Source organism: Archaeoglobaceae archaeon, assembly GCA_038734275.1.
Lineage (GTDB): Archaea > Halobacteriota > Archaeoglobi > Archaeoglobales > Archaeoglobaceae > WYZ-LMO2.
In genome coordinates this window covers 1-22,146 of the sequence record JAVYOO010000010.1, presented here as the reverse complement: position 1 = coordinate 22,146, position 22,146 = coordinate 1, and the positions used below count along the sequence as shown (strand labels likewise).

Below are 22,146 nucleotides of genomic sequence, written 5' to 3'. Positions count from 1 at the left end.
GCAGTTAGATTCATACTGACAAGCGATGAGAAATTCGATTTCAAAAATTAGCTCAGAAAACACAGCACTTGAACCGAGATACATCTCGAAAGCAAAATATGATATAAAGAGTTACGCCTTTATGGGTCTCGTATTCTTTCTGATAATGCTAATTTTGCTTGCCCTAAGATTTTCTACGGAGTTCTTATCTCTCATTTCTTTTCTTGCAGGCATGATTGTCACGATCTCAAGCCTTTCTGCCTATAACTTCAACGAGACTAAAAAATTAGCTCGTAAGGTAGTTCAACAGCTTCCCGCAGAAGAGTGGGCTTTGGTTAAGCCATATGCGGTTATAAAACTAAAAGGGGACATTTACTTAATTGTTGCTTTAAAGCAATTCTTTGGAAATTATCTCAGGATTTACGCCATAAAGCCTCTGTTTGCTTTTGCAAGCTCTGGAAAACTGGAATTCAGGCTTGAGAGCGAAAGAGAAGTTTCAAAATCTAAAGCAGTGGAACCGCTACAAATTCTTGAAATCAAAAATGCGAGGTTCAAGATCCCATCGACAAGTTCAAAAGAACTCATAATTCAAGGAGGAGGATTGATTGCGTTTGGATCTGCGTTTCTTGGTAAAGAAGGTTTTGATTTAGCTAAAAGCTGTATAGAAGCGGTCATAAAAGCTCTAAAAGAAGCTAAGCTTAATTAAAATCACAAAAGTTTTTATGTTAACGAATTATTTTGGCTATGGAGATAACTGAAGCTGAAGACCGTCTTAGGTTGCGGAAACTTGATACTGAAAAAAATACTTGATCTGCTTTTCTTCCAAGTTAGAAATCTCTGGCGTGTCGATGGGCTCTACTTCCTTGGAATTGAGGAGAAATTCGGTGTAAAACCTGCGACCGAGATAGATGCAAATTGCTGGAGTTCCTTGGCTAAGATCGAAGCCAAAGATTTGAAGAAAATTTTTGGAATTGAAAAAGTTGAAAGCATAGAAACTTTGCTCGAACTCTTAAGCAACACGAGTTGGGCTCTTTACCAGACAAAAAAGGATTTCGAGATCTCTGATAACTCGGGGATTTTCAGGGTTGTAAGCTGTAAAATTCAGGAAGCGAGACTGAAAAAAGGATTGGAAATTTTTTCATGCAAAAAAGTAAGATTTGGATATCTGAAGAGTTTTGTTGAAGAACTGAACAGCAATTTTGAAGTGATCTGCAAAGCTTGTCCACCCGACAAGAAGCCAGAAAACTGCTGGTGCGAATGGGAGTTCAGAAAAAAGTAAAATTTTATTGTTTTAGGAAGCTTTCTGCTAAGTTCCCAAAAATTGGGAACTTATACCTCTGCCCACGATAAGCCATATACATGCCCAAAATCCAGAAAATTATTGCCACGATCGTTATCAAAATCGAAATTACACCCAAGATTGCTACTAAGCCCCAAGTGTATGGTGTAAATATCATTGACCACGTAATAGCACCAATGATCCAGTTCAATATTACAAGAGACAGGAAAGTAATCGTAGACTGCATTGCATGAAATCTGACAAAACTGCTCTCTTTTTCAATAATTAGAAATATTATTCCAGTTATAAACCCGGCAAGGTAGCACAAAAGCCCTGCAACGTTCTCTTCAAGACCAGTAGAAGTCTTTGCTTTCTTTGCTTCTGCTGGTTTCGCTTCCTCACCATTCATTTACAACACCCCCACAATTTTTTAATACTATTCCAAAGATATTTATATACTTTTCTCGAGCAAATCCCGATAAGCTTCGACGTTTCTCTCGATCAGAGAGTAATTTATCAACCTATAGTTCCTTATTCTGCTCAGATCAACGTCTGCTATAACAGCCTCCTCACTTTCTTCGCCCTTACTTTTGGCAAGAACTCCATCAAAGCTCGCAATCAAGCTTCTCCCAACCGCATCACTTCCAGCGAAAGTTCTGCCAAAGCCACCTGCTTTAACAATTGCATAGCAGTTATCGAAAGATCTGGCAAAGTAAAGGCAATATCTCAAATTTTCTCCGGGAAGCTCCGAATACTTGAAAGAAACTACGGGATTCAGAGCGATTTCAGCTCCTTTTAAACCAGCTATTCTGCAAAGCTCAGGATAAAGGATGTCTGCACAAACAAGAACGCATATTTTTGCCCTTCGAACATTAAAAACATTAAGTCTCTCGCCGGAAGCAATTCCAAGAGCTCTTTCATTCCTCGTGGGATGAACTTTGTCCTGATAGCCTACAACTTCACCAGAATCAAATATAAAGGCCCTATTTGTAATCTTATCTTCCTTAAAAACGATGTTGCCTGATGTGACAACACTATACTCCTTGCTTATCCTTCGCAGGAATTCAAGGGTTTTCTCTCCGATTTCTATAGATAACACTAGATATGAAAAATATTCGGGGTAAAGAAGCAACTCCGCCCCCATCTCTATTGCTTCCCTTGATAACCTCTCAGCACTGTTCAAATCGCCGATTCTGCACTGAATTGCCGAAACTTTCAACTTTTCTCACCCCAATACACTCAATTTTAGCTTTGAATGGCTTTCCAAATTCTTTCAATGCTTCAAAGCCATTATAAGCAAAAACAGTTTTTCCAAGCATCGCCATGCTTGCCATTCCCCCCGAACTCTCAACAGCCTCAATTATGTCCTTTACGGGCTCAATAAGTCCAGTTTCCACAGCGAATGCCTTTGAGCATCTGAACAAATTCTCCAGAGTTACTTTTTTCATGAACTCCTTAAGCCATTTCATTCCAATTTCGCTTATATTTTTCCTCGTTGTCAACACTTCCCTTGTTGAAATGCTCCCCAAAGAGAGGAAATCCAGCTCATAATTCCAAGCATATCTTTCAACAACAATTCTTGAAGGACATGAAGCGGACTTTCTTATAACCAATCCCGAGAAAACCTGAGTTGCCACCGTTCCGAGACCCGTAAGATTGACAACTTCTGCTACGTGTGCCAAGTCGTAAAGTTCAACTGCGGGTTTTTCGCTAAGAAATGCTGTCGCAAGCGCTGAAGCTCCGCTCAACCCAAATCCACAGCCAAGTGGTAAATCGCTGATTAGTTCCACACCTTCCATTTTGTTCTCTTTAAGCACAAACTCGACGGTCGGAAAATCTATTTTTTTTCCGTTAAAAGTGATTTCAGAAGAGGGTTTTGCAACCACTCCCCTGTTGATTGTGAACCCCACTCCGATGCTACCTGTTCTCAGCGGATCCTGATCGATCTTCGGGCTGAAGATACAGCTTATCGCCGCTGGGCAGAAGATCATAGGCAATCTTCGATGTAGATCTCCACAATCCTCTTCGCAACTTCTCCCTTCTTTCCTTCAAGCCATTGGGTTCTCTTGCGGTTGATCACCGCAACTCGTGTTTCTTCGGTTCCCATGCCTTTTTCAAGAACATCGTTCGCAACGATCATGACTAAGTCGTCAGTATTCAGCTTCTCCATCGCAATTCCCACAAGTTCTTCATCTCTAACCCCAGTTTCAGCTTTGAAACCTATTATATCTCCACTGTAAACTTTTCTAACCTCTCTTATTATTTTTGGAGCTTCTTTAAGCCTGAGAACAAGCTCTGGAGTAGTTTTGATCTTTTTATCCTGCATTTCAACAACGAAGTCCGCGGGAGCTGCCGAAGACACAAATAAAGAGCAATCTTTAATCTCCTTCAGCACGGCATTCAGCATATCCCTGACTGACCACACATGCACTTCCCTGAAATTGGGCAGATCGATTCCAAAGTTTCTCGAAGTTATTAGCACGACCTCCGCTCCTCTGCGCCAAAGCTCAAGAGCGATTTCCTTACCCATTAGCCCAGAACTTCTGTTGCTTATAAACCTCACTGGATCGATCTGCTCGTAAGTTGGTCCCGCGGTCACGAGAACCTTTTTTCCTGCGAATTCTTTTGGATAAAGCTTCCTTTCTACATGCAAGCAGATCTTTTCAATTTCAGGAAACTTTGCCTTTCCTTCAGCAAATCTTGGCTCTATGAACTCGACTCCCATTTTTTTAAGCTTTTCAATGTTCTCCCGCACAGCGGGATTCTCAATCATCGCCGCATGCATCGCTGGGGCTATTAATACTGGCTTCTTTGCCCCCAAGGCAGTTGTTGCAAAAGTCGTCACGGGTGTGTCGTCGATCCCGTTGGCGATCTTCGAGATTGTGTTTGCAGTGGCGGGGGCTATTAAGTATAGATCCGCAAATCCTTCTGAGCCCAGATAGTTAACATGCTCAATCATTCCCGTGATTTCCGTAACAACCTTATTCCCAGTGGCAAATTCAAGAGCATACGGATGAATAATTTTCTGTGCAGATTCGCTCATTACGGCGAATACCTCCGCTCCTCTTCTCGCAAGCTCTCTTGCAAGCTTTACACATTCAACAGCGGAAATGCTACCAGTAACTCCAAGCACGATCTTCTTTCCTTCAAGTCTTCTGCTCTCCGTTCCTCGGATTCTCTCCAAGTGCACGTTCAACACCCCTCATAAACACCTCAAGATCCCCAGTTTCGAGAGCCTTTCTATACCTGACTTTTCTTAGCAGTTCTTCAATTTTTTCAAGTTTGTCCAAACCTTTAAGCGGAGCCTTTTCACCGATCTCCAAGCCTTCTTCAATTGCTATCTGCTCCGCTTCTGAAACCGAGATCTTTTCAAGCTGTTTAACTCTCTCCTTTTTAACTATTCTACCAACCGCATCCTCCCAAGCGTTTCTCCATGGAGCGTCAAAAACCATCTCCTTTGTGAAGTAATTCTTTCTTTCAACCAAAATCAAATCGTAAGGACAAGCATTTTCGCATGCTCCGCAGTATATGCAGAACTTTTCATTAAAATAAACTCTTTTTCTGTCCTCTGACACGAACCAGACTCTGTTAAACTTGCAGATCCTAAGGCAGGCTCCACAACCAACGGGATCGCATCTTGTCATTCTCGCTTCAAACAAGCTTAGCTTTCCTTCAATTGGCTTTATAGTCTTTGCAGCGTCATAAGGGCAAATTTCTTCGCAGTAGCCACAGTTTGAGCAAATATTCTGCTCTATCGTAATCTTTGCGATCTTTTGCGGAAGCCTGTAGGAGATTCTTTTTCCCTCGACCGCTATTGCTTTCTCTGGGCAAATTTCCTCGCAAAGCTTGCAGTAATCGCATTTGCTCTCATCGATCAAAATGTCGCTGTAAGGCATTATGTCCGTCGGAGAGATCTCCTTATCCACCATTTTAAATACTTCGCAAAATTCCGCACATATTCCGCATAGATTGCACTTCTGCCTGTCGATCTTAACAGATCCCTTTAAGTTCTCATTCTTTTCTGGGATCTGGCTTCTTGTAATTATTCTCTCTCTGCTTATCGCCTTCGTTGGGCAGACCTTGTAGCAGAGAGTGCACTCTTTGCAGTTCTCGTATTTGTAAGTGTAGCGAACTGGAGAGAGAGGTAAAGAGGATTTTTCAATCGGTTCTTTGTTTATATAAAATTCAAAGGCATTAAAGGGGCAAAATGAGAAACATATTCCGCAATATGCACATTTCAGGTGGTCTATGATCACTGGTGGCATCTCCATTCCTTTGGCAATCTCGTGCACCGGCCCGAGTTCGATTGCATTCACAGGGCATGCATAAACGCAGATTCCACAGCCATTGCATCTTTTATAATCGTAAATAAGCTCTCTAATCTCATCTTCAGCCTTCTGAACAAGTTTTAGTTTTTCGTCTGCTTCTATCTCTCTTTCGATCATGTTCTCCCCATAAAACTCCTTGGAATCAAACCCTGAAGGAGCATGCAATCCACAAGCACAAGCGAAACCATCGCTTCCGCCACAGGAACTATTCTTGGAACTATGCAAGGGTCATGTCGCCCCTTCACGCTGATCTCGACTTCTTCCATTTTCTCGTAGTCAACACTTTTTTGCTTTTTCGCTATAGAAGGAGTTGGCTTAACTGCGATTCTCATAACAATGTCTTCTCCATTCGTAATCCCTCCAAGAATTCCGCCAGCGTTATTTGTTGCAAACCGTATTCTACCATCTCTCAGCACGATTGGATCGTTGTTTTCGCTCCCTCTGAGCTTTGAAACTTCAAAACCCTTTCCAATCTCAAAGCCCTTCACTGAGGGTATGCTCATGAGAGCATAGGCAAGATAGGCGCTGATCTTACCAAAGACTGGTTCTCCTAAGCCTGCTGGCACATTCTTCGCAACGATTTCCACAATCCCGCCAACACTATCACCTTCACTCATCACCTTTTTTATCAAATCCTCAGCTTCTTTCTCTTTTTTTATATCTGGGCACCTTATTGGGCTTTTCTCTGCAATTTCAAAGGCTTTCTCAGCATCCTCAACTTCAAACTTTATTCCTCCGATTTCTTTTGCGTATCCAAAAACCTTTATTCCATATTTTTTCAGAATAAGTTTTGCTATTGCTCCAGCAGAAACTCTTGCGACCGTTTCTCTTGCCGAAGCTCTCCCACCACCACGCCAGTCCCGAATTCCAAATTTTGCATAGTAACTCCAGTCCGCATGCCCGGGACGTGGAATTGTTCTTAGCTCGTCATAAGGACTTGAATCCACATCAACATTCCACACGAGCATCGAAATAGGTGTTCCAATCGTGATTCCATTTAGAACGCCAGAAAGAATCTCAACTTTATCGATTTCCCTCCTCTTTGAGCTAAATTCACCACCTGGCCTTCTTCTACTCATTTCTTTCTGAATGAATTCCTCGTCAATTTCAAGTCCCGCAGGACAGCCGTCGATAACACAGCCGACAGCCTTACCGTGGCTTTCCCCCCAGGTTGTGACTCTGAAAGCGTAGCCGAAGATGTTCATCAAGATCAGTTCCTTCCAACCTTTTTAATTCTTCGCATTCTGAATTCATTCCTTTCGGGTTGTGATGTAAAAAGTTGAAGTTGCTACAGCAATCGTTTCTCCATTTTCGTCTTTGAGCTCTCCATAGCCAACAGCGACTTTTGAGCCTATAAACAAGGGCTTGGCTTTTGCAGTAATTTTTCCTCTCGATACTGGCTTGAGATAGTGAACGTTCAGCTGAGAAGTTATAGCAAGCTTGCCCTTTTCAATCAGTTCCTTATTTATGTTTAAACCGATTGCAGAATCGAGAATACTCGCTATAGCCCCGCCATGAACCATTCCAAGTGCCTGCAGGTGTTTCTCTTCAATCTGGATCTCAACAAGGATTTCATTTTCTCCTCTTTTAATCTCCATACCAATAAGTCTATACCACGGCGCGCTGCCTACAAGCTTTACGAATTCCCCAACAAGATCCATGACTTGCATTATCAATCCTAATTTAAAAATTTGTTGAATGGTCCACAAAATTTCAGTAAAGATATATACTTTTCTTCGAAGCTTGGACAATGGAGGTGGAAAAATGAGCTATGATGGCTATAAAGAAGTTAAAGTTGAAATAGTTGACGGCACAATTGCCAAAGTCTATCTGAACCGACCAGAAAAAATGAATGCGGTAAACTCAACCCTCAGATTGGAGCTTGAGGATGCTATGAAGAAACTGGCAGAAGACAACGCAATCAGGGTTGTAATTTTAACTGGTGCTGAGATCCAAGGAAAAAGAAAAGCCTTTTGCTCTGGCGACGATCTTGTTGATCCGGGTTTCTTTATAGGCAGTCCCACAGTTTATTCTGATTACTCTAAAACCGTAGCTCAGATCTTCAGGCTATTCAATCTGATCGATGATTTTCCGAAGCCGGTTATAGCAATGGTCAATGGGCTTGCAATTGGTGGTGGCGTTGAAATGGCTCTTTGCTGTGATTTCATCTTCGCATCCAAAGATGCAACGTTTAGCTTTCCGCAGTTGAATCTCGGAATGACTCCCGCATGGGGGGCTACGCAAAGGCTCACGAGAAAGATTGGCGAATCAAAAGCAAAGAGGTTGATTTTTACCTGCGAAACGATCGATGCGGAAACTGCCAAAAACTTGGGAATAGTGGATGAAGTCATTCCAGCAGATAAGCTTGAAGAATATACGATCAACTTTGCAAAGAAGATCGCTGAAAAGAATCCGATGCTCGTTCAGATTGCAAAGTTCGAGATCGAAAAAGGTAAAGAATGCTCTCTACAGTCTGGGCTATACTACGAAGTTCTTTCGATCATGCTCTCAATAGCCACTGGTGAGCTCAGGGAAGCGGTTTTGGCATTCTTCGAAAAAAGAAAGCCTGAGTTTCAGATGAAATAATCTTAAAATCTTTTTATTTTTCGTAACTATACAGTCGAATAAACCCGAAATTAGGCAAAAATATTAGACTAACGGCTTTTTACCTTAGAAATCAAATAGGCAAAAACCGATGCTCCAAAGCCGTTGTCGATGTTAACGACCGCAACTCCAGAGGGACAGCTTTGTAGCATTGCAAAAAGTGTCGAAATTCCTTTTAAATGAACTCCATAACCGATCGAAGTAGGAACAGCTATAACTGGCACATCAACTAGCCCTGCTATAACCGAAGGCAAGGCTCCTTCCATCCCAGCGATTACAATAACACTATCAACTTTCTTTTCCCTTATTGCCTTTACGGGTTCTATGATCCTGTGCAACCCCGCAACACCGACGTCGTAGAATTTTAAAACTTCCAAGCCAAGAAACTCGGCCGTCACTCTCGCTTCCTCAGCAACGGCCACATCAGCTGTGCCGGCTGTTAGTATGGCAACACTTCCAATAGTCTCTTTAGCTTTTCCAAAAGTTGCAGTTCTTGCAAGCTCGTTTATTTCTGCTCCAATGGCTTTCAAAGCTTCCATCTGCTCTTTGTTAAGTCTTGTGAAAAGCACTGGCTGGCCCAATTTTTTGTATTCCTCTGCTATCCTTACTACTACTTCAACAGGCTTTCCCTCACCGAAAATCGCCTCTGGCTTTCCTGCCCTTTTTTCTCGTTCGAAATCGAGTTTTGCAAGATTCTCAAGATAGTCTTCTAATCTCGTCATGATACTCCTGCAGAGATTTAACTACCAGATTTCCACTCCTAATGGCTTCAATTGCCTTCACAACCGCCAAAGCGCCGGGAATTGTTGTCACGTATGGGACTCCATACTCGATTGCAGCCCTTCTTATCTCATAGCCCTCGGTCTTACCTCTTCCTCCACTGGGGGTGTTGATTATCAGATCAATTTGACCATTAATTATCATGTCTACAATGTTCGGCCTACCCTGGCTAACTTTTAAAGCGATCTCCGCATTGATACCATGCTCTTTCAAATACTTCGCAGTGTTTTCGGTTGCGAAGATTTTGAATCCAAATTCTGAGAGCTTTTTCGCTATTGGCACTATCTTCGGCTTGTCTTTATCTTTAACACTGATTAGCACGTTTCCTTTTGTTGGCAACTTCATTCCTGCAGCGAGTTCCGCTTTGTAGTAAGCCAAACCAAAGTTGTAATCTATTCCCATTACCTCTCCCGTGGACCTCATCTCAGGCCCGAGCACAGGATCGACACCGGGTAATTTTATGAAAGGAAATACTGCTTCTTTAACTGAAATATGCTTCATTTTTGGCTCTTTTAGCTTGAGATCTTTTAGCTTAACCCCCATCATGAGCTTGGCTGCAATTTTAGCAAGTGGAACTCCCGTAGCTTTGCTTACGAAAGGAACAGTTCTGCTTGCCCTTGGATTTGCCTCAAGAACGTATAGAACATCGTCCTTAAGTGCATACTGAATGTTCACAAGCCCTACAACTTTAAGGGCTAAGGATATCTTCCTTGTGTATTCAACCACTTTCGCGATCATCTCCTCTGATAGAGATACGGGTGGCAGAACGCATGCAGAATCACCGCTGTGAACTCCCGCCTCTTCGATGTGCTCCATTATTCCGCCTATGAAGACATCTTCACCATCGCAAAGTGCGTCAACTTCGAGCTCGATCGCATCTTCAAGGAATTTGTCGATCAGTATTGGCTTCTCAGGGCTCACATCAAGAGCTTCATTGATGTATCTCTCCAGCTCACTCTCCTCGTAGACAATCTCCATGGCTCTACCACCAAGCACATAGCTGGGTCGAACAAGAACTGGATAACCAATCTTCTTTGCCACTTCTTTCGCTTCTTCGACACTAAAAGCTATGCCATTCGGTGGCCTTGGAATTCCAAGCTCTTTCATTAGCACTTCAAATCTCTCTCTGTCTTCAGCTATATCTATGGAGTCAACAGAAGTTCCCAATATTTTTGCACCGCTTTTTTCAAGCTCTTCTGCTATGTTCAATGGCGTTTGTCCGCCAAATTGAACCATCACTCCAATAGGATTTTCGTTTTCGTAGATGTTCATTACATCTTCATGAGTTATTGGCTCAAAGTAAAGCCTGTCAGAGGTATCGTAGTCCGTTGAGACTGTCTCTGGATTGCAGTTAACCATTATAGTCTCGTAGCCATCTTCCTTAAGACTTTTAACCGCATGAACACAGCAATAGTCGAACTCAATACCCTGTCCAATTCTGTTTGGACCACTACCAAGAATCATAACCTTTTTTCTCTGCGTTGGGATTGCATCGTTCTCATCTTCGTAAGTGGAGTAGTAATAAGGCGTTTTGGCTTCAAATTCAGCTGCGCATGTGTCAACCATCTTGTAAACGGGCCTTATACCCATCCTCTTTCTATGGCTTCTGATATCTCTTTCTGTGCATTTGAAGATGTGGGCGAGCTGTTTGTCGCTGAAGCCCAGCTTCTTAGCTTCAACCAGCACTTCTCTTGGCACTTCATCGAGTTTACACTTTTTGGCTATATCCTTGAGTTTTTCTTCGAAATCAACGATATTTTTGATCTTCTCCAAGAACCAAGGATCTATCTTTGTGAGTTCGTAAATTTCCTTCACACTAAAACCGTGCTGGAATGCATATCGAATGTAGAAAATCCGATCATGGCTTGGAAACTTCAGCTTTCTGATTATTTCTTCTCTGGTTGTTTCTTTATCTTTTCCGTCTGCTCCAAGCCCATAGCGACCTATTTCAAGACTTCTCAAAGCCTTTTGCAAAGCCTCTTCAAAAGTCCTGCCTATTGCCATCACTTCTCCAACACTTTTCATCTGGGTTCCCAAAATCTGATTTGCAGTTGGAAACTTGTCGAAGGCAAATCGCGGAACTTTAACAACCACGTAGTCGATCGTTGGCTCAAAGCTTGCTGGTGTTTCTTTCGTAATATCGTTTGGAATTTCATCAAGGGTGTAGCCAACTGCAAGCTTTGCTGCAATCTTCGCAATGGGGAATCCAGTTGCTTTTGAAGCCAACGCTGAAGATCTGCTTACACGTGGATTCATCTCTATGGCAACGATTCTACCGTTATCAGGATGGACTGCAAACTGTATGTTACTACCTCCAGTCTCGACACCAATTTCCCGGATAATTTTAATTGCAGCATCTCTTAGCTGTTGATACTCCACATCTGTGAGTGTTTGGGCTGGCGCAACGGTGATGCTGTCCCCTGTGTGTATGCCCATGGGATCGAAGTTCTCTATTGGACAGATTATGACCACGTTATCTGCCAGATCTCGCATAACTTCAAGCTCGAACTCCTTCCAGCCTATGACGCTCTCTTCAACAAGCACCTGCCTTATCATTGAAAGCTTAAGCCCCTTGGCAACGATCTCCTTTAACTCCTCCTTATTATACGCTATCCCTCCGCCGGTTCCGCCAAGCGTAAAGGCGGGGCGGATAACGAGCGGAAAGCCGACTTCCTCTGCAAATTCAAGTGCTTGGCTTACATCATTTACAGATACACTTCTTGGAACTTCAAGACCAATTTTGAGCATGCATTGCTTAAAAAGTTCTCTATCCTCAGCTTTTCTGATCGCATCGACCTTTGCACCAATCAGCTCAACCCCATATTTGTCAAGAACACCCATTTCATGAAGCTGAACAGCCAGATTCAATCCAACTTGCCCACCAAGTGTTGGTAGGATAGCATCAGGTGTTTCTTTTTCAATTATCTTTGCAACGATCTCAGCGTCGAGGGGTTCAATGTATATCGAGTCGGCCATTTCTGGATCTGTCATGATCGTCGCGGGATTTGAGTTCACGAGGACAACTTTATAGCCTTCTTCACGCAAAGCCTTGCATGCCTGACTTCCAGAGTAGTCAAACTCTGCAGCCTGTCCAATGACAATTGGTCCGCTTCCTATGACCATGATCTTGTGCAAATCCTCTCTTTTTGGCATTTCAACCCCTCAAAAGCTCAAGAAATCGATCGAAGAAGAAATACGTGTCATGTGGCCCAGGACCAGCTTCTGGGTGATATTGCACGGTTATTATGGGCAGATCATTGTGCTTGAGTCCTTCGACAGTTCTGTCGTTAAGATTAATCTGCGTCACTTCGAAACCCTTCGGCAGGGTTTTTTCGTCAACCGAGAAGTTGTGATTCTGGCTTGAAATGAAAACTCTGCCTGTCTCAAGATCTTTTGTGGGCTGATTGCTCCCGTGGTGTCCAAATTTAAGCTTAAAGGTCTTGGCTTTAAAAGCTAAAGCCATCAACTGGTGTCCAAGGCAAATTCCAGCCATTGGAAACTTGCCAACGAGCTTCCTGATCGTCTCTATTGTTTCCTTAACCCTCGCAGGATCGCCAGGGCCATTAGATATGAAGACACCATCAGGGTTCATTTCGATGATCTTCTCAGCTGGAAAGTTGTAAGGCACAAGTGTGAGATTAATTCCACGCTTCAGAAGCTGTCTAACTATGCTCATCTTTACACCGCAGTCGATGAGCACAACTTCGTATTTTCCTTTGGCTTCAATCCTTTTTGGCTCCCTAACGCAGACTTTATCGACAAGATCAATATCGCCTATGAAAGGCTGTTCCCTTGCGATCTTGATCAGCTTTTCCTTTTCAACCCCTACGCCGATTGCAGCCTTCATTGAGCCGTAAATTCGGATCTTCTTCGTAAGCATTCTGGTGTCAACACCTTCAATGCCCACGACATCGTATTGCTTTAGCAGTTCATCAACACTCATCTCGCTCCGCCAGTTGCTTGGCTTCTTGCAGAGCTCACGGACCACGAAGCCCTCAACTTTAACGCCGTCGCTCTCAAAGTCCTCTTTGCATACCCCGTAGTTGCCAATAAGCGGATAGGTCATCATTAGAATTTGTCCTTTGTAGCTTGGATCCGTCAAAGCCTCAACATAACCAGTCATCGATGTGCAGAAAACAAGCTCCCCTATGCCGATTTTTTCCGCTCCAAAAGCCTTACCTTCGAGATAAGTTCCATCTTCCAAAGCCAAGCCCGCTTTCATAGCATTCCCCTCAATTCCCTTACAACAGCGCGAAGCTTTGGAACATCAAAGAATTTTCTTTTAGTTATTTCGTTGCATAGAGCCATGTATAGCTCCGAAACTGATTTCTTTACTTCTGGGTTAAGCTTTGGCGGAACCCCCACAATCTCCCGCCAGTTTTCTTTGCCCTTGTGGATTTTAATCCTTTCATACCACTCTGTCCTCTTGTAATAGCCCCTGAGGATTTCCTTACTTACCTCAAAGCCTTCAAAGCTGAACCTACACTCATCTGGAGTTCCAACTGCATCCACAACCATGAATTCGCGTTTATCATCAAAAGCAAGCTCGATCTTTCCGTCTTCGTTCTCCAAACCCGCCTTTGAAACTTCTGCAGTAATTAGATCATCAACTTTAAGCACGATCTCTTTAAGCTTTTCAAATTCCTCATCGCTCAATCCCGAAATTTTCTTTGCCTCCTCATAGCTAAGATATCTGTCAACGTCTTCAAGTTTCGTGCTGAAATCAACAATTGGTTTTTCAAGCTTCATATTTGGCTTTACTTCTTTAAGTCCGAAGTCCTCTGGCTTTACTTCCCCGCTCGCAATTCTTCTTAACAAAGAAGAGCCTTCTGGGATTTTGTTGCGGTAGATTATCTCAAGCGGAATCAGGAAGTTTGCCTTCTCTCTGCTGAATATCGAGTAATCTCTGCCCTTTGGTCTTAAAACCCTGACAAGCTTAATTTTCATTTTATTTGTAGCTGAGCTCAATTCATCGAGCCTTTTTACTCTGCTGTCTTCAATTAGTCCATCGTAGTGAGTTTTTATTCCGATTTTTTCAAGTTTTTCAAAGAAATAAGCCGAAATTAGGCAAAGCGAAGCTCCTTTTCCTTCGATCTTGTCTGGCATTTCCCCGTAGTCGAAGACGCTGTAGCGATTCGAGAACTCAAATATGCCCTCGCCAAGTCCTCCATTTGGACTCCTGAGCACAATTAAATCCTTAACACTACCCATAGCCCACCTCTTTGTCTGCTTTGATGATTTCCTCCTTTTTCTTCCTCTGGTATTCCTCGACCAATCTCTTCACCGCTTCGTTTTTAATCGCAAAGATCTTTGCAACAGCCAAAGCGGTGTTCTCCGCTTCGAGCACGAGCATTGGAGCAACTCCCGAGGGCATTCTGATACTCGAAAATATGTCCGCTCCAGCAAATCTATCGCTGTATGGTGGCGAGGCTATTACGGGCTTTGTTGTGTTTGCATCCACAAACCCGCTCAAAGCATTGCTTCTACCCGCTACCGTAACGAACACAACGTCTTCTTTTTCGTATTTTTCCAGAATTTCAAGCACATGCTCAGGAGTTTTGTGCGCTGAAGCTACTCTAAGCTCGCTCTCAATTCCAAAAAGCTTAAGCTTTTGTGCTATCTCCTTTGAGTAATCCAAATCCGCTTTAGAACCCATCAACACAACTGCTTTCATAAAACCTCACCAAGACTTCGAAATTCAAAAATTCGACCGTAGAGTAAGTTCCTATTGTAGATAAGTCCGAAAAAGCTAAAATTTCTAAATTACCCGAATCTGCAATTCCTGCTCTTGTCCTTTTATCGGTTAGAGATCCCGTTGTAGACATCAATACCGCCAATATCTCCAGTTAATAAGATTTTCCGTAAAAGCTCCCAGAGACCAGTAGCAAACAACAAGAATTAGTTATACTAAAATATAATTCATAACATAAAATAAACTACTCAAGAATCTCCACGTCAAAATCCTTAAATGAGTCCTTCACATGCCTAAAGTTTCTATCAAGTGTTATCAATTTCTCCTTACTCCTTATGCAAATTGCAGAGATCATCACAACTGAATCGCTTATTTCCAATCCTTTTTCTTTTAATTTTGCCCATATATTTGCCGAAATTTTCAACTCATCTCTCGTAAATGGGATTACGTCTGTTTCATGTAAAAGAGCTTCTAAAACCTCCAATTCTCTACTACTGCCTTTCAACTTCAGATAAGTCGCTACTCTTAAAAGCTCGTAGGCAGTTATTGAAGTAATCTTAAATTCTGCAATCTTTGGCTTGATTTTCTCAAAGAATTCCCTGTCTTTCAAAATTCTCAGCAAAACAGAAGTATCAACTATCAAATTCCCTCACCCTTGACTTCTTTCTCTCTTCATCCACCAAATCCGAAATCTGGCTGTCAGCCAGCTTACCGGCATACTTATCGAGAACGTCCACGTCAGTTCTCCCCTCTATCAACCTCATGATGACATCCGAAAAAGACTCTTTACCTCTTTTGAGTTTCTGCAACTTTTCATAAACTTCATCTCTTATGAATATGTTCTTCATGTTTTGGTGTATCTATACATTCCGATTTAAGACTTTCGATAAATACACAACAAAAAGGGATAAACAAAAATTCTTAAATTCAAGTCATCACTCTCACTAAAGGGCTCGTGGTCTAGGGGTTATGACACCGCCCTTACACGGCGGAGATCGCCGGTTCGAATCCGGCCGAGCCCATTCCTTGCGGGAATTTGAGCAATTTAAGAGGCTATCGTTAAATTCTCGATTTTTTGAATGGCTTGATTCTCGTTTTGGAGGCTGTGGAGTTTTATTTTCGCTGGATATCCCATATGAGTTGCCAACCGAGTTGCCAACTATGTGTATGAAAAACCACTCTTTATCACGGTAGATCTCCGCTTCGCAACCAATAAGCTCGGAAAAATCCACGGGCAACCGCAAGTAAGGGTATTCGAAGCCCTCTTTGGCTTTCTTTTTTCGAATAACGAATTTTCCCATAAGTTCCATAAAGTCATAGTTGGCAACCAAGACAAAAGCTTTTCTAAAAAATCGATATTTGGTGGAAACCCGAGCAACCACATTTAAGTATTCGTCTTTTTTTATCAAAGTATTTTCGATAATTCTGGACGAGAAAGAGCAGATTGGTAAACCGAGAATAAAAATTTCAGTGATCTATTCTTGAAAAACGGGTTTTTGTTGGATTTCAAAATCTCTAAAATGGTTTGAATCTGATTAAGGCGTTCTAATTCTGTTTTAACCTTATGAAGCAAAACTTCGCTGAAGATGTCTTCAGAATCCACAGAATCGACAACTCTTTTTAACCCCTTCTTTGTCAACTCGTAAAAATCAATTAATTTCATTTTTTCGGTGAGACAGTAACCGCAATCTGCTAAAGAGTTTACGAGATAACCGACATTATGAGAATTGGAGAAAAGATTCTTTTGAACTTTCAAAGGCTCTTCAATTCGATTAACATTAACTCCGAAATATTGCGAATATGCATCAGAAATCCTTCTGAAATACTTCACGCTCGAAAGAGTTCCTAATCCATACAACTCTTCAAGAGAAGACTTATTAATACGGTGGTTCTTAATGAGATGTTTGTTAATGAAAAAATCTTCGATATAGTTATCGAGAGTTTGGGGTAGAAAAGCATCCACAGTTATGCCGAGAAGACGTAGCTTCGGATCGGGATTAGATAAAAGCTTATCCAAAACTTCTTTTTCAATTCTCGTTTTTGCTTCCATGCTGAAATACTCCGCTAATTTAAAGCCCGGGATAGAGAGAACCCACCAAGGCGAGACAAATTTTTTATTTAGATGTTCGACTTCATGCTGGAGAACAAACTTCTTTTGATTGTCCGGAAGGTTTTTGTTTATCACTATCCGCTTATTCTCAAAATCCACATGTGATTGTAAGTCGTCGAAGACAACAGTAATTATATGCTGTTTTCTCTCTCTATTATCGAGAACAAGAACTTCATCCTCTTTTTTCGAAAAGTCGGGAGATTTTTCAATCCTCATTCCTTCAGAATTTCTTCAAGCATCTTCTCGATCCGCTTCCTCTTTTCCTCATCCACGGTTATGAAGTAAGAAGCGAGTCTTATCTTTTCTTTCTCGGGAATGACTGTCTTCGCAATCTCTATTTTTTCTTTGAACTCTTTTGCTTCGCTTTCGAGATATGCGTTGATCAGTTTGTTGATCTCATCTATCCGGGATTCGTTTAATTTGTAGCGAGGTTTACGGGTAAATCTATCTAATTCGACAATAATTAATCCTTCTCGCTCCAATTCCCGAAGATATTTGCTCACGGTCGGAGATCCGAGACCACTTTTTTCTTCTATTTCGGTAAAAGCATGATTTCCTGTTTTGATTGTATGTAGAACCTTGCCTTTAGTCACCCACACTTTCATAAAAGGAATTAGCCGAAAAGTATATAAACCCATCGGACAACTTAACTTATAAGTTAAATTAAGTGTTAAGATGTGGTGGAGAAATATGATAAATCCGATCTGGGTGTATAAGGTAAGGAAGTCAAAAGGGATTTACAACAGTGAAAAAGTCGTCAGAATCCCACCAGAAATAGCCGATCAGCTTGGAGAATACGTCAAAATAACTCTTATCGATGGAAAACTCGTTATCGAGCCTTATAACGAGGATTCCACACTCACGAGAGCCGAATCCGATAACGTTTCTCAAGAGGTGAATTAAAAATGACGTCCACCACGACGCTACAAACCAAAAGACGCTCGATTTCTGGTAAAACCTACGACCGAAGAGCTGAAAAAGCTTTCGATTCTGAGCTGAGACTCTACAAATTCGATAAGCGTGGGAAGATCTACGTTCCATCCTTTATCAGGAAGTTATTCCACAGCCATCGCTTTGCGGTCTATGTTGAAAGTGGCAAGATCGTTCTCGATCCTGTAGAGATTGAAGAGGAGGAGGATGAGCCCGATAACGCTCCTTCTCAAGAGGTGATCCGAAAATGATGGAAGAAGATGCTCCTCTTCCAAGAAGGGACGTCCAAAAAAGTGAAGTCCACGAATTCGAGGACTTCATAATAGACTTCGATGAGATTAAGTTTACATGTAAGCTTTGCAATAAGACAAATTCGTCATGTGAGCATTTCAAAGTTAAATTCTGTAGCGATCAAGATCCTGAAGATTGCGAAGACTGTTTAGATGATCCGAAACTTCTCTGCGGGATACGTGATTATGGCGACTGCCTTGCGGTGTGGAGAAAGAAAGAAAAAAGATGCATAAAATTGAGACTTGAGTCTTGGGAGAGCGATTATACACGGAAAATTTTGGCGATTGAATTAGATCCAGTGAAGATCGAAGGTGATAAGCCATGAATCCCACGGAGATCAGAGAGGAGAACATTCCCGAGGAGCTAAAGAAAATCCCACACTGGATCTGCTGGGCTCCTTACATGGCAAACGGAAAGCTCGATAAGACCCCAGTCGCTCCATGGCTAAGCAATGGAGAGCTGAAAACCACGCAGGAAGGGAGACCGATAGGATGCAGTTATACCGATCCAAAAACTCACGTGAGCTTTCTCGAAGCGTTGGGCTATGCAAGGAAGCTAAACATCGGAATTGGCTTCGTTCTCGCTCCAGAGCTTAACCTTGTGGCGATAGATATTGACGACTGCATCGAGGATGGAAAGCTGAATCCATGGGTTGAAAGAATACTACAAGAGGCAAATAGCTATGCAGAGATAACTCCTTCTGGAAAGGGAGTTAGAATTTGGCTTAAAGGCTCGATTCCACGGAACATCAGGAACGATGATCTTAAAGTGGAGATTTACAAGGAAAAGAGGTTTCTGACTATCACAGGCTGGTGGATTGAGTCCACACCAAAGGAGATAAGGCAGAACGATGAGTTTCTCAATCGTTTCTATGCGGAGCTTTTGGGAGTAAATAAAACACTTGTTGAAACGGCAGAAAGAAGCGGGGAAAGCTCGGAGATCTCATGCATTGAAGTTTTGAAGGCTCTTAAACCCGAGGCTTTAGGAAAACTCCACAAAGGAGTGGGAGATAATAGTCTCCAAGGAGAGCATCCCACACATGGGAGTGAGCACACTGGAAGAAACTTTGCAATCTCAGAGGATGGCTCCTCATGGTATTGCTTCCGCCACAACGTTGGTGGTAGATGGCTATCACTTGCGGGAATGCTTCTCGGGATTGTCACTTGCGAGGAATTGGCAAGAAGATTAAGAGATAAAAACCAGAGGAGAAAGGTTCTTTACTAAAATCCACGGAGATAAAAGCTGTTATCGAGAAATTGAAGTCCACAAATCCTGATCTCGCAAAATGTATAACATGTTCAACATGTTCAACTTGTTCAACTGTTCAAGATTGTTCTGGAACTCACAAACCCCACAAAGACCTTGAACATGTTGAACATCTTGAACAAGTTAAACATCTTGAACACCTTGAACATCTTGAACATTTTGAAAATAGAGCATGTATAAGGAATTCTGTGGAATTAGAACCCACCATGAGTTTGCGTTTGTGGATTTTACACGCAAAACAAGCTGGAAAGGATCCGAACTCGGCATCTCTGGAATTTCCAAAGATAAAGGAGATTCCGTCCAATGCGGTTCTTGAGATCCTCTCCTGGGCTGAAAAAACTAATTTTTCGGCTTGTGATTTTGCCCAGGCTCTTGGACTCTGTGATCCAAGCTGTCCATTCAATATCGACCCGGCAATGCGGATACTGAACGACACCAGATCTGTTGTGGAATTATCATCTGTCGGAAAACTGCTTCTGAATGTAAAAGGGAGATTGATCGAAGTAAATAAATCAGATTTGTTCTTTTATGACAGAGAGAATGAGGTATATAAGATCAATGTGGAATTCTTTGGTTCTCTATACATCGATCTCTATGATTTCCCACCTAAGGAGCTCACTCCTACCCACTGCTATAAGATCTATGAAGGATGGGTTAAGAGAGTTGAAAGAATAAGGGAACCCCTTACTCCTGAGTTCGATATTCTCCGTGGAGTTATCGAGTCGATCGTAGATTTACCGCTATACTCCTTTGAAGATGCCCAGTCTGGACAGGTCTCGGTTTACTTCTCAGCATTCATGGACGGAAACCAGCTTCTGATAAACAACAATTTGCTGAGAAGGGTTCTCGATCAAGTTGGAATCAATTATAGCTTTAGAAAGCTGAGAGTTGCGTTAAAAGATATTCTTCTCGGTGTGGATTCAAGGAGGGTTGCAGATCCATCTGGAAATTCACGAATTCATCGCTTCTGGATTTTTGATATTAAAGCAATCAAGAAGCTCGCAAAAATTCTTCTTAACTTCGATTGGGAACCGGTCATTCAGAAGAAGGAAATTGCCGAGCCAGATTCTGTGGAATCCAAATCTGAGGAAGAAAAACAGAGCATTGAAATCGATTGGGACAGGATCAACGTCGAGTGAGAAACATGATCACAAGGATCTTTGGCGGACCAGGAACCGGGAAAACGTCTTATTTGCTGAGGGAAATCGAGAATCTTTCGAAGTCAACTCCTGTGGAAAACATCGCCTTCATCACTTGGTCAACTTCTGCGATTGAAGAGGTCAGGCAAAGGCTTCAGGTTTCAAAGAACAAACTTAAGTGGTTCAACACTCTTCATGGTGTCTGTCTTTCTCTTGCGATGACCGAGGGAAATGGATTCAAGCAAAGGGCTAAGAAAACTTTTGAAAAACCGAATTTTGTTATTTCATGGCAGATAAAGTTTTGCAAAGACTTCAAAATTCCGTTCGATCCTTTTGCCGTTGGGAATTCGGAATTACTCGGAAATCAGGCTTTCTCCCTACACTCAAAAGCGATCGGAACGTGGTATCCTGTGAAGAAGGATATAATGGCTTGCGTGGAGTTAGTTTACAAGGAATCCCTCCTCTGTGGTGATATAATCAAGAAATGGATTGCTTTCAAAGAGCATAACGGAATAATAGACTTCAACGACATTCTGATCGAGGCTTATGAAAGGGAGCTTTTCCCACCAACAGATTACGTCCTCGTGGATGAAGCTCAAGATCTCAGCTTGCTCGAGTATCTCATCATCGAGAGATTCATCGATGCAAGCAAAGATGCCTTTGTCGCTGGAGATGATGATCAGGCAATCCACGGATGGAAAGGGGCAAAATCGAGATACTTTCTTAACCTAAAGGCAGATGAAGACGTGGTTTTACCGAAATCCCACAGAGTTCCGAGCAAGATCTTTGAATTCGCCAATCAAATAATAGGGCTTGTTTTGGAGAGAAAGGAAAAAGACATTCAGCCGGCAAAGGAAGGTGGATCTGTAAAGTTCTTTTCCGGAGCGTATGATATCGAAGGAGTTGCAAACATGGCGAAGAATCTTGCAATGCTGTATCCACAGAAGACTGTCTTCTTGCTGTTTAGAACGAATCAGATGGTAAAGGTTGCTGAATCCTCGCTTATCAGGGCAAGGTTTCCATTCAAAAGTCTGAAAAGTCAATCAATTTGGGAGAGGGAGCTATTAACTGCGTGGAATGCTGTTGCGAAGACGAGAAACAAACTTCCTTTAACTTCCGTGGAACTCACGTGGATTTTCGAACACATGAAACCGTTCTTCACCGATAAAGAGAAGGAAATTCTGATACAGTCCGCGGAAAAGGGAAACATCCCGATTCAGTTCTACCAGATAGCGGACAAGATCCCGTTCGTCCTCGATGAAAATAAGGTTGATCCCATGATCTTTGAGGCAATAAAGTTTGCAAATAAACCCATAGATCCGGCAAAGGTGAATCTATACGTTGATACGATCCACGCAAGCAAGGGAAGGGAAGCCGATGTTGCCCTTCTCGTTGATGCGATAACGAAGTCGATCGAATGGAATATCAGGGAAAGAGAGGGCTATGAAGACGAATTGAGGGTTTTCTACGTCGGAGCGACAAGAGCGAGGGAAGCTTTGGGGATTGTGCAACTTGTGGATTTTACTCCGTTTATAGGTGGTCAAAAATGAGAACGATAAAGGAGAAAGCCGAGGAACTTTTCAGAGAAGAATACAACAAAGCGATGGCTCAGCTCAGGAACAGGAACATTCATCCCAAGGAGAAGATCAAGATCGCTCGAAAGATTGCGATGGCAAAGTATCGTGGTTTTCTTGAAAAGCATGGACTCACTCCTGCCGATCTTGTGGAAAGACCTGATTGCAAACTGG

The 22,146-nt window shown here is 42.3% G+C and carries 27 protein-coding genes and 1 tRNA gene; 11 read left to right on the top strand and 17 right to left on the bottom strand.

The features are described from left to right. The first annotated feature begins 25 nt into the window (after window positions 1-25). A complete protein-coding gene (locus tag QXI54_09010) occupies window positions 26-685 on the top strand; it encodes a hypothetical protein (GenBank protein MEM0303290.1) in 660 nt (219 codons plus the stop codon). A gap of 81 nt (window positions 686-766) precedes the next feature. Then, window positions 767-1,258, top strand: a complete 492-nt coding sequence (locus tag QXI54_09005; protein ID MEM0303289.1) for a DUF6125 family protein — start codon at window positions 767-769, stop codon at window positions 1,256-1,258. Between the two features lie 4 nt (window positions 1,259-1,262). On the opposite strand, the gene QXI54_09000 is transcribed toward QXI54_09005, so the two are convergent. Genes QXI54_09000 through QXI54_08970 form a run of 7 tightly spaced genes read right to left on the bottom strand, consistent with a single transcriptional unit; the run spans window position 1,263 to window position 7,247 of the window. Continuing rightward, window positions 1,263-1,667: a DUF4870 domain-containing protein gene (locus tag QXI54_09000; protein ID MEM0303288.1), complete on the bottom strand. Its 405-nt coding sequence runs from the start codon at window positions 1,665-1,667 to the stop codon at window positions 1,263-1,265. Between the two features lie 42 nt (window positions 1,668-1,709). Further along, a complete protein-coding gene (locus QXI54_08995; protein MEM0303287.1) occupies window positions 1,710-2,477 on the bottom strand; it encodes a carbon-nitrogen hydrolase family protein in 768 nt (255 codons plus the stop codon). Continuing rightward, window positions 2,428-3,249, bottom strand: coding sequence for a pantoate kinase (locus tag QXI54_08990; GenBank protein MEM0303286.1), 822 nt, complete (start codon window positions 3,247-3,249; stop codon window positions 2,428-2,430). Before QXI54_08990 ends, QXI54_08995 begins: the two co-directional genes overlap by 50 nt. Continuing rightward, on the bottom strand, window positions 3,246-4,448 hold the full coding sequence (coaBC, locus tag QXI54_08985) for a bifunctional phosphopantothenoylcysteine decarboxylase/phosphopantothenate--cysteine ligase CoaBC (protein ID MEM0303285.1): 1,203 nt from the start codon (window positions 4,446-4,448) through the stop codon (window positions 3,246-3,248). Before coaBC ends, QXI54_08990 begins: the two co-directional genes overlap by 4 nt. After that, window positions 4,405-5,703 carry a 4Fe-4S binding protein gene (locus QXI54_08980; protein ID MEM0303284.1) on the bottom strand — a complete coding sequence of 433 codons (1,299 nt, stop codon included), beginning with the start codon at window positions 5,701-5,703 and terminating at the stop codon, window positions 4,405-4,407. Before QXI54_08980 ends, coaBC begins: the two co-directional genes overlap by 44 nt. Then, window positions 5,700-6,791, bottom strand: coding sequence for a chorismate synthase (aroC, locus tag QXI54_08975; GenBank protein MEM0303283.1), 1,092 nt, complete (start codon window positions 6,789-6,791; stop codon window positions 5,700-5,702). The genes QXI54_08980 and aroC overlap by 4 nt, the downstream gene beginning before the upstream one ends. 45 nt (window positions 6,792-6,836) lie before the next feature. Continuing rightward, complete coding sequence (locus QXI54_08970; GenBank protein MEM0303282.1) at window positions 6,837-7,247, bottom strand: PaaI family thioesterase; 411 nt, start codon at window positions 7,245-7,247, stop codon at window positions 6,837-6,839. Window positions 7,248-7,350: 103 nt separating this feature from the next. Between QXI54_08970 and QXI54_08965 the strand changes: the two genes are divergently transcribed. After that, window positions 7,351-8,172: an enoyl-CoA hydratase/isomerase family protein gene (locus QXI54_08965; protein MEM0303281.1), complete on the top strand. Its 822-nt coding sequence runs from the start codon at window positions 7,351-7,353 to the stop codon at window positions 8,170-8,172. A gap of 68 nt (window positions 8,173-8,240) precedes the next feature. Here QXI54_08965 and larB read toward each other — a convergent pair whose 3' ends face one another. The 8 genes from larB to QXI54_08925 all read right to left on the bottom strand — a co-directional run bounded on the left by larB (window position 8,241) and on the right by QXI54_08925 (window position 15,510). Continuing rightward, on the bottom strand, window positions 8,241-8,912 hold the full coding sequence (larB, locus tag QXI54_08960) for a nickel pincer cofactor biosynthesis protein LarB (protein MEM0303280.1): 672 nt from the start codon (window positions 8,910-8,912) through the stop codon (window positions 8,241-8,243). Next, window positions 8,887-12,123: a carbamoyl-phosphate synthase large subunit gene (carB, locus tag QXI54_08955; protein ID MEM0303279.1), complete on the bottom strand. Its 3,237-nt coding sequence runs from the start codon at window positions 12,121-12,123 to the stop codon at window positions 8,887-8,889. The genes larB and carB overlap by 26 nt, the downstream gene beginning before the upstream one ends. A gap of 1 nt (window position 12,124) precedes the next feature. After that, a complete protein-coding gene (gene carA, locus QXI54_08950) occupies window positions 12,125-13,192 on the bottom strand; it encodes a glutamine-hydrolyzing carbamoyl-phosphate synthase small subunit (protein ID MEM0303278.1) in 1,068 nt (355 codons plus the stop codon). Continuing rightward, window positions 13,189-14,181: a phosphoribosylaminoimidazolesuccinocarboxamide synthase gene (purC, locus tag QXI54_08945; protein ID MEM0303277.1), complete on the bottom strand. Its 993-nt coding sequence runs from the start codon at window positions 14,179-14,181 to the stop codon at window positions 13,189-13,191. Before purC ends, carA begins: the two co-directional genes overlap by 4 nt. Further along, window positions 14,174-14,644 (bottom strand): 5-(carboxyamino)imidazole ribonucleotide mutase, encoded by a 471-nt coding sequence (purE, locus tag QXI54_08940; protein ID MEM0303276.1) that lies wholly within the window; start codon window positions 14,642-14,644, stop codon window positions 14,174-14,176. The genes purC and purE overlap by 8 nt, the downstream gene beginning before the upstream one ends. Continuing rightward, a complete protein-coding gene (locus tag QXI54_08935; protein MEM0303275.1) occupies window positions 14,616-14,795 on the bottom strand; it encodes a hypothetical protein in 180 nt (59 codons plus the stop codon). The genes purE and QXI54_08935 overlap by 29 nt, the downstream gene beginning before the upstream one ends. Before the next feature lie 111 nt (window positions 14,796-14,906). Then, window positions 14,907-15,305, bottom strand: a complete 399-nt coding sequence (locus tag QXI54_08930) for a type II toxin-antitoxin system VapC family toxin (protein MEM0303274.1) — start codon at window positions 15,303-15,305, stop codon at window positions 14,907-14,909. Next, entirely contained in the window at window positions 15,295-15,510 is a 216-nt protein-coding gene (locus QXI54_08925; protein ID MEM0303273.1) for an antitoxin VapB family protein, read from the bottom strand. Before QXI54_08925 ends, QXI54_08930 begins: the two co-directional genes overlap by 11 nt. Window positions 15,511-15,611: 101 nt before the next feature. Here QXI54_08925 and QXI54_08920 point away from each other — a divergent pair. Continuing rightward, window positions 15,612-15,684: transfer RNA gene (locus QXI54_08920), tRNA-Val, on the top strand. Between the two features lie 383 nt (window positions 15,685-16,067). Here QXI54_08920 and QXI54_08915 read toward each other — a convergent pair. Then, window positions 16,068-16,988, bottom strand: coding sequence for a hypothetical protein (locus QXI54_08915; protein MEM0303272.1), 921 nt, complete (start codon window positions 16,986-16,988; stop codon window positions 16,068-16,070). Beyond that, window positions 16,985-17,377 carry a winged helix-turn-helix domain-containing protein gene (locus QXI54_08910; protein MEM0303271.1) on the bottom strand — a complete coding sequence of 131 codons (393 nt, stop codon included), beginning with the start codon at window positions 17,375-17,377 and terminating at the stop codon, window positions 16,985-16,987. The genes QXI54_08915 and QXI54_08910 overlap by 4 nt, the downstream gene beginning before the upstream one ends. Before the next feature lie 85 nt (window positions 17,378-17,462). Here QXI54_08910 and QXI54_08905 point away from each other — a divergent pair, with 85 nt between their 5' ends. The 7 genes from QXI54_08905 to QXI54_08875 form a co-directional block, all read left to right on the top strand. After that, complete coding sequence (locus QXI54_08905) at window positions 17,463-17,675, top strand: hypothetical protein (GenBank protein ID MEM0303270.1); 213 nt, start codon at window positions 17,463-17,465, stop codon at window positions 17,673-17,675. Window positions 17,676-17,677: 2 nt separating this feature from the next. Continuing rightward, window positions 17,678-17,953, top strand: a complete 276-nt coding sequence (locus tag QXI54_08900) for a hypothetical protein (protein MEM0303269.1) — start codon at window positions 17,678-17,680, stop codon at window positions 17,951-17,953. Continuing rightward, complete coding sequence (locus QXI54_08895) at window positions 17,950-18,318, top strand: hypothetical protein (protein ID MEM0303268.1); 369 nt, start codon at window positions 17,950-17,952, stop codon at window positions 18,316-18,318. Before QXI54_08900 ends, QXI54_08895 begins: the two co-directional genes overlap by 4 nt. After that, complete coding sequence (locus QXI54_08890) at window positions 18,315-19,217, top strand: hypothetical protein (protein ID MEM0303267.1); 903 nt, start codon at window positions 18,315-18,317, stop codon at window positions 19,215-19,217. Before QXI54_08895 ends, QXI54_08890 begins: the two co-directional genes overlap by 4 nt. Before the next feature lie 32 nt (window positions 19,218-19,249). Further along, window positions 19,250-20,398 carry a hypothetical protein gene (locus QXI54_08885; protein MEM0303266.1) on the top strand — a complete coding sequence of 383 codons (1,149 nt, stop codon included), beginning with the start codon at window positions 19,250-19,252 and terminating at the stop codon, window positions 20,396-20,398. Window positions 20,399-20,403: 5 nt separating this feature from the next. After that, window positions 20,404-21,948: an ATP-dependent helicase gene (locus QXI54_08880; protein MEM0303265.1), complete on the top strand. Its 1,545-nt coding sequence runs from the start codon at window positions 20,404-20,406 to the stop codon at window positions 21,946-21,948. Then, window positions 21,945-22,146: hypothetical protein (locus tag QXI54_08875; GenBank protein ID MEM0303264.1), on the top strand; the 202-nt coding region annotated here is incomplete at its 3' end. The genes QXI54_08880 and QXI54_08875, both read left to right, overlap by 4 nt.

What these genes read in the sequence shown, in the direction of transcription:
- QXI54_09010 (MEM0303290.1), top strand. Translation starts at nt 26, where the DNA reads ATGAGAAATTCGATTTCAAAAATTAGCTCAGAAAACACAGCACTTGAA.
- QXI54_09000 (MEM0303288.1), bottom strand. Translation starts at nt 1,667, where the DNA reads ATGAATGGTGAGGAAGCGAAACCAGCAGAAGCAAAGAAAGCAAAGACT.
- QXI54_08990 (MEM0303286.1), bottom strand. Translation starts at nt 3,249, where the DNA reads ATGATCTTCTGCCCAGCGGCGATAAGCTGTATCTTCAGCCCGAAGATC.
- QXI54_08980 (MEM0303284.1), bottom strand. Translation starts at nt 5,703, where the DNA reads ATGATCGAAAGAGAGATAGAAGCAGACGAAAAACTAAAACTTGTTCAG.
- aroC (MEM0303283.1), bottom strand. Translation starts at nt 6,791, where the DNA reads ATGAACATCTTCGGCTACGCTTTCAGAGTCACAACCTGGGGGGAAAGC.
- QXI54_08970 (MEM0303282.1), bottom strand. Translation starts at nt 7,247, where the DNA reads ATGGATCTTGTTGGGGAATTCGTAAAGCTTGTAGGCAGCGCGCCGTGG.
- QXI54_08965 (MEM0303281.1), top strand. Translation starts at nt 7,351, where the DNA reads ATGAGCTATGATGGCTATAAAGAAGTTAAAGTTGAAATAGTTGACGGC.
- larB (MEM0303280.1), bottom strand. Translation starts at nt 8,912, where the DNA reads ATGACGAGATTAGAAGACTATCTTGAGAATCTTGCAAAACTCGATTTC.
- carB (MEM0303279.1), bottom strand. Translation starts at nt 12,123, where the DNA reads ATGCCAAAAAGAGAGGATTTGCACAAGATCATGGTCATAGGAAGCGGA.
- carA (MEM0303278.1), bottom strand. Translation starts at nt 13,192, where the DNA reads ATGAAAGCGGGCTTGGCTTTGGAAGATGGAACTTATCTCGAAGGTAAG.
- purC (MEM0303277.1), bottom strand. Translation starts at nt 14,181, where the DNA reads ATGGGTAGTGTTAAGGATTTAATTGTGCTCAGGAGTCCAAATGGAGGA.
- purE (MEM0303276.1), bottom strand. Translation starts at nt 14,644, where the DNA reads ATGAAAGCAGTTGTGTTGATGGGTTCTAAAGCGGATTTGGATTACTCA.
- QXI54_08935 (MEM0303275.1), bottom strand. Translation starts at nt 14,795, where the DNA reads ATGTCTACAACGGGATCTCTAACCGATAAAAGGACAAGAGCAGGAATT.
- QXI54_08925 (MEM0303273.1), bottom strand. Translation starts at nt 15,510, where the DNA reads ATGAAGAACATATTCATAAGAGATGAAGTTTATGAAAAGTTGCAGAAA.
- QXI54_08915 (MEM0303272.1), bottom strand. Translation starts at nt 16,988, where the DNA reads ATGAGGATTGAAAAATCTCCCGACTTTTCGAAAAAAGAGGATGAAGTT.
- QXI54_08910 (MEM0303271.1), bottom strand. Translation starts at nt 17,377, where the DNA reads ATGAAAGTGTGGGTGACTAAAGGCAAGGTTCTACATACAATCAAAACA.
- QXI54_08905 (MEM0303270.1), top strand. Translation starts at nt 17,463, where the DNA reads ATGATAAATCCGATCTGGGTGTATAAGGTAAGGAAGTCAAAAGGGATT.
- QXI54_08900 (MEM0303269.1), top strand. Translation starts at nt 17,678, where the DNA reads ATGACGTCCACCACGACGCTACAAACCAAAAGACGCTCGATTTCTGGT.
- QXI54_08895 (MEM0303268.1), top strand. Translation starts at nt 17,950, where the DNA reads ATGATGGAAGAAGATGCTCCTCTTCCAAGAAGGGACGTCCAAAAAAGT.
- QXI54_08890 (MEM0303267.1), top strand. Translation starts at nt 18,315, where the DNA reads ATGAATCCCACGGAGATCAGAGAGGAGAACATTCCCGAGGAGCTAAAG.
- QXI54_08880 (MEM0303265.1), top strand. Translation starts at nt 20,404, where the DNA reads ATGATCACAAGGATCTTTGGCGGACCAGGAACCGGGAAAACGTCTTAT.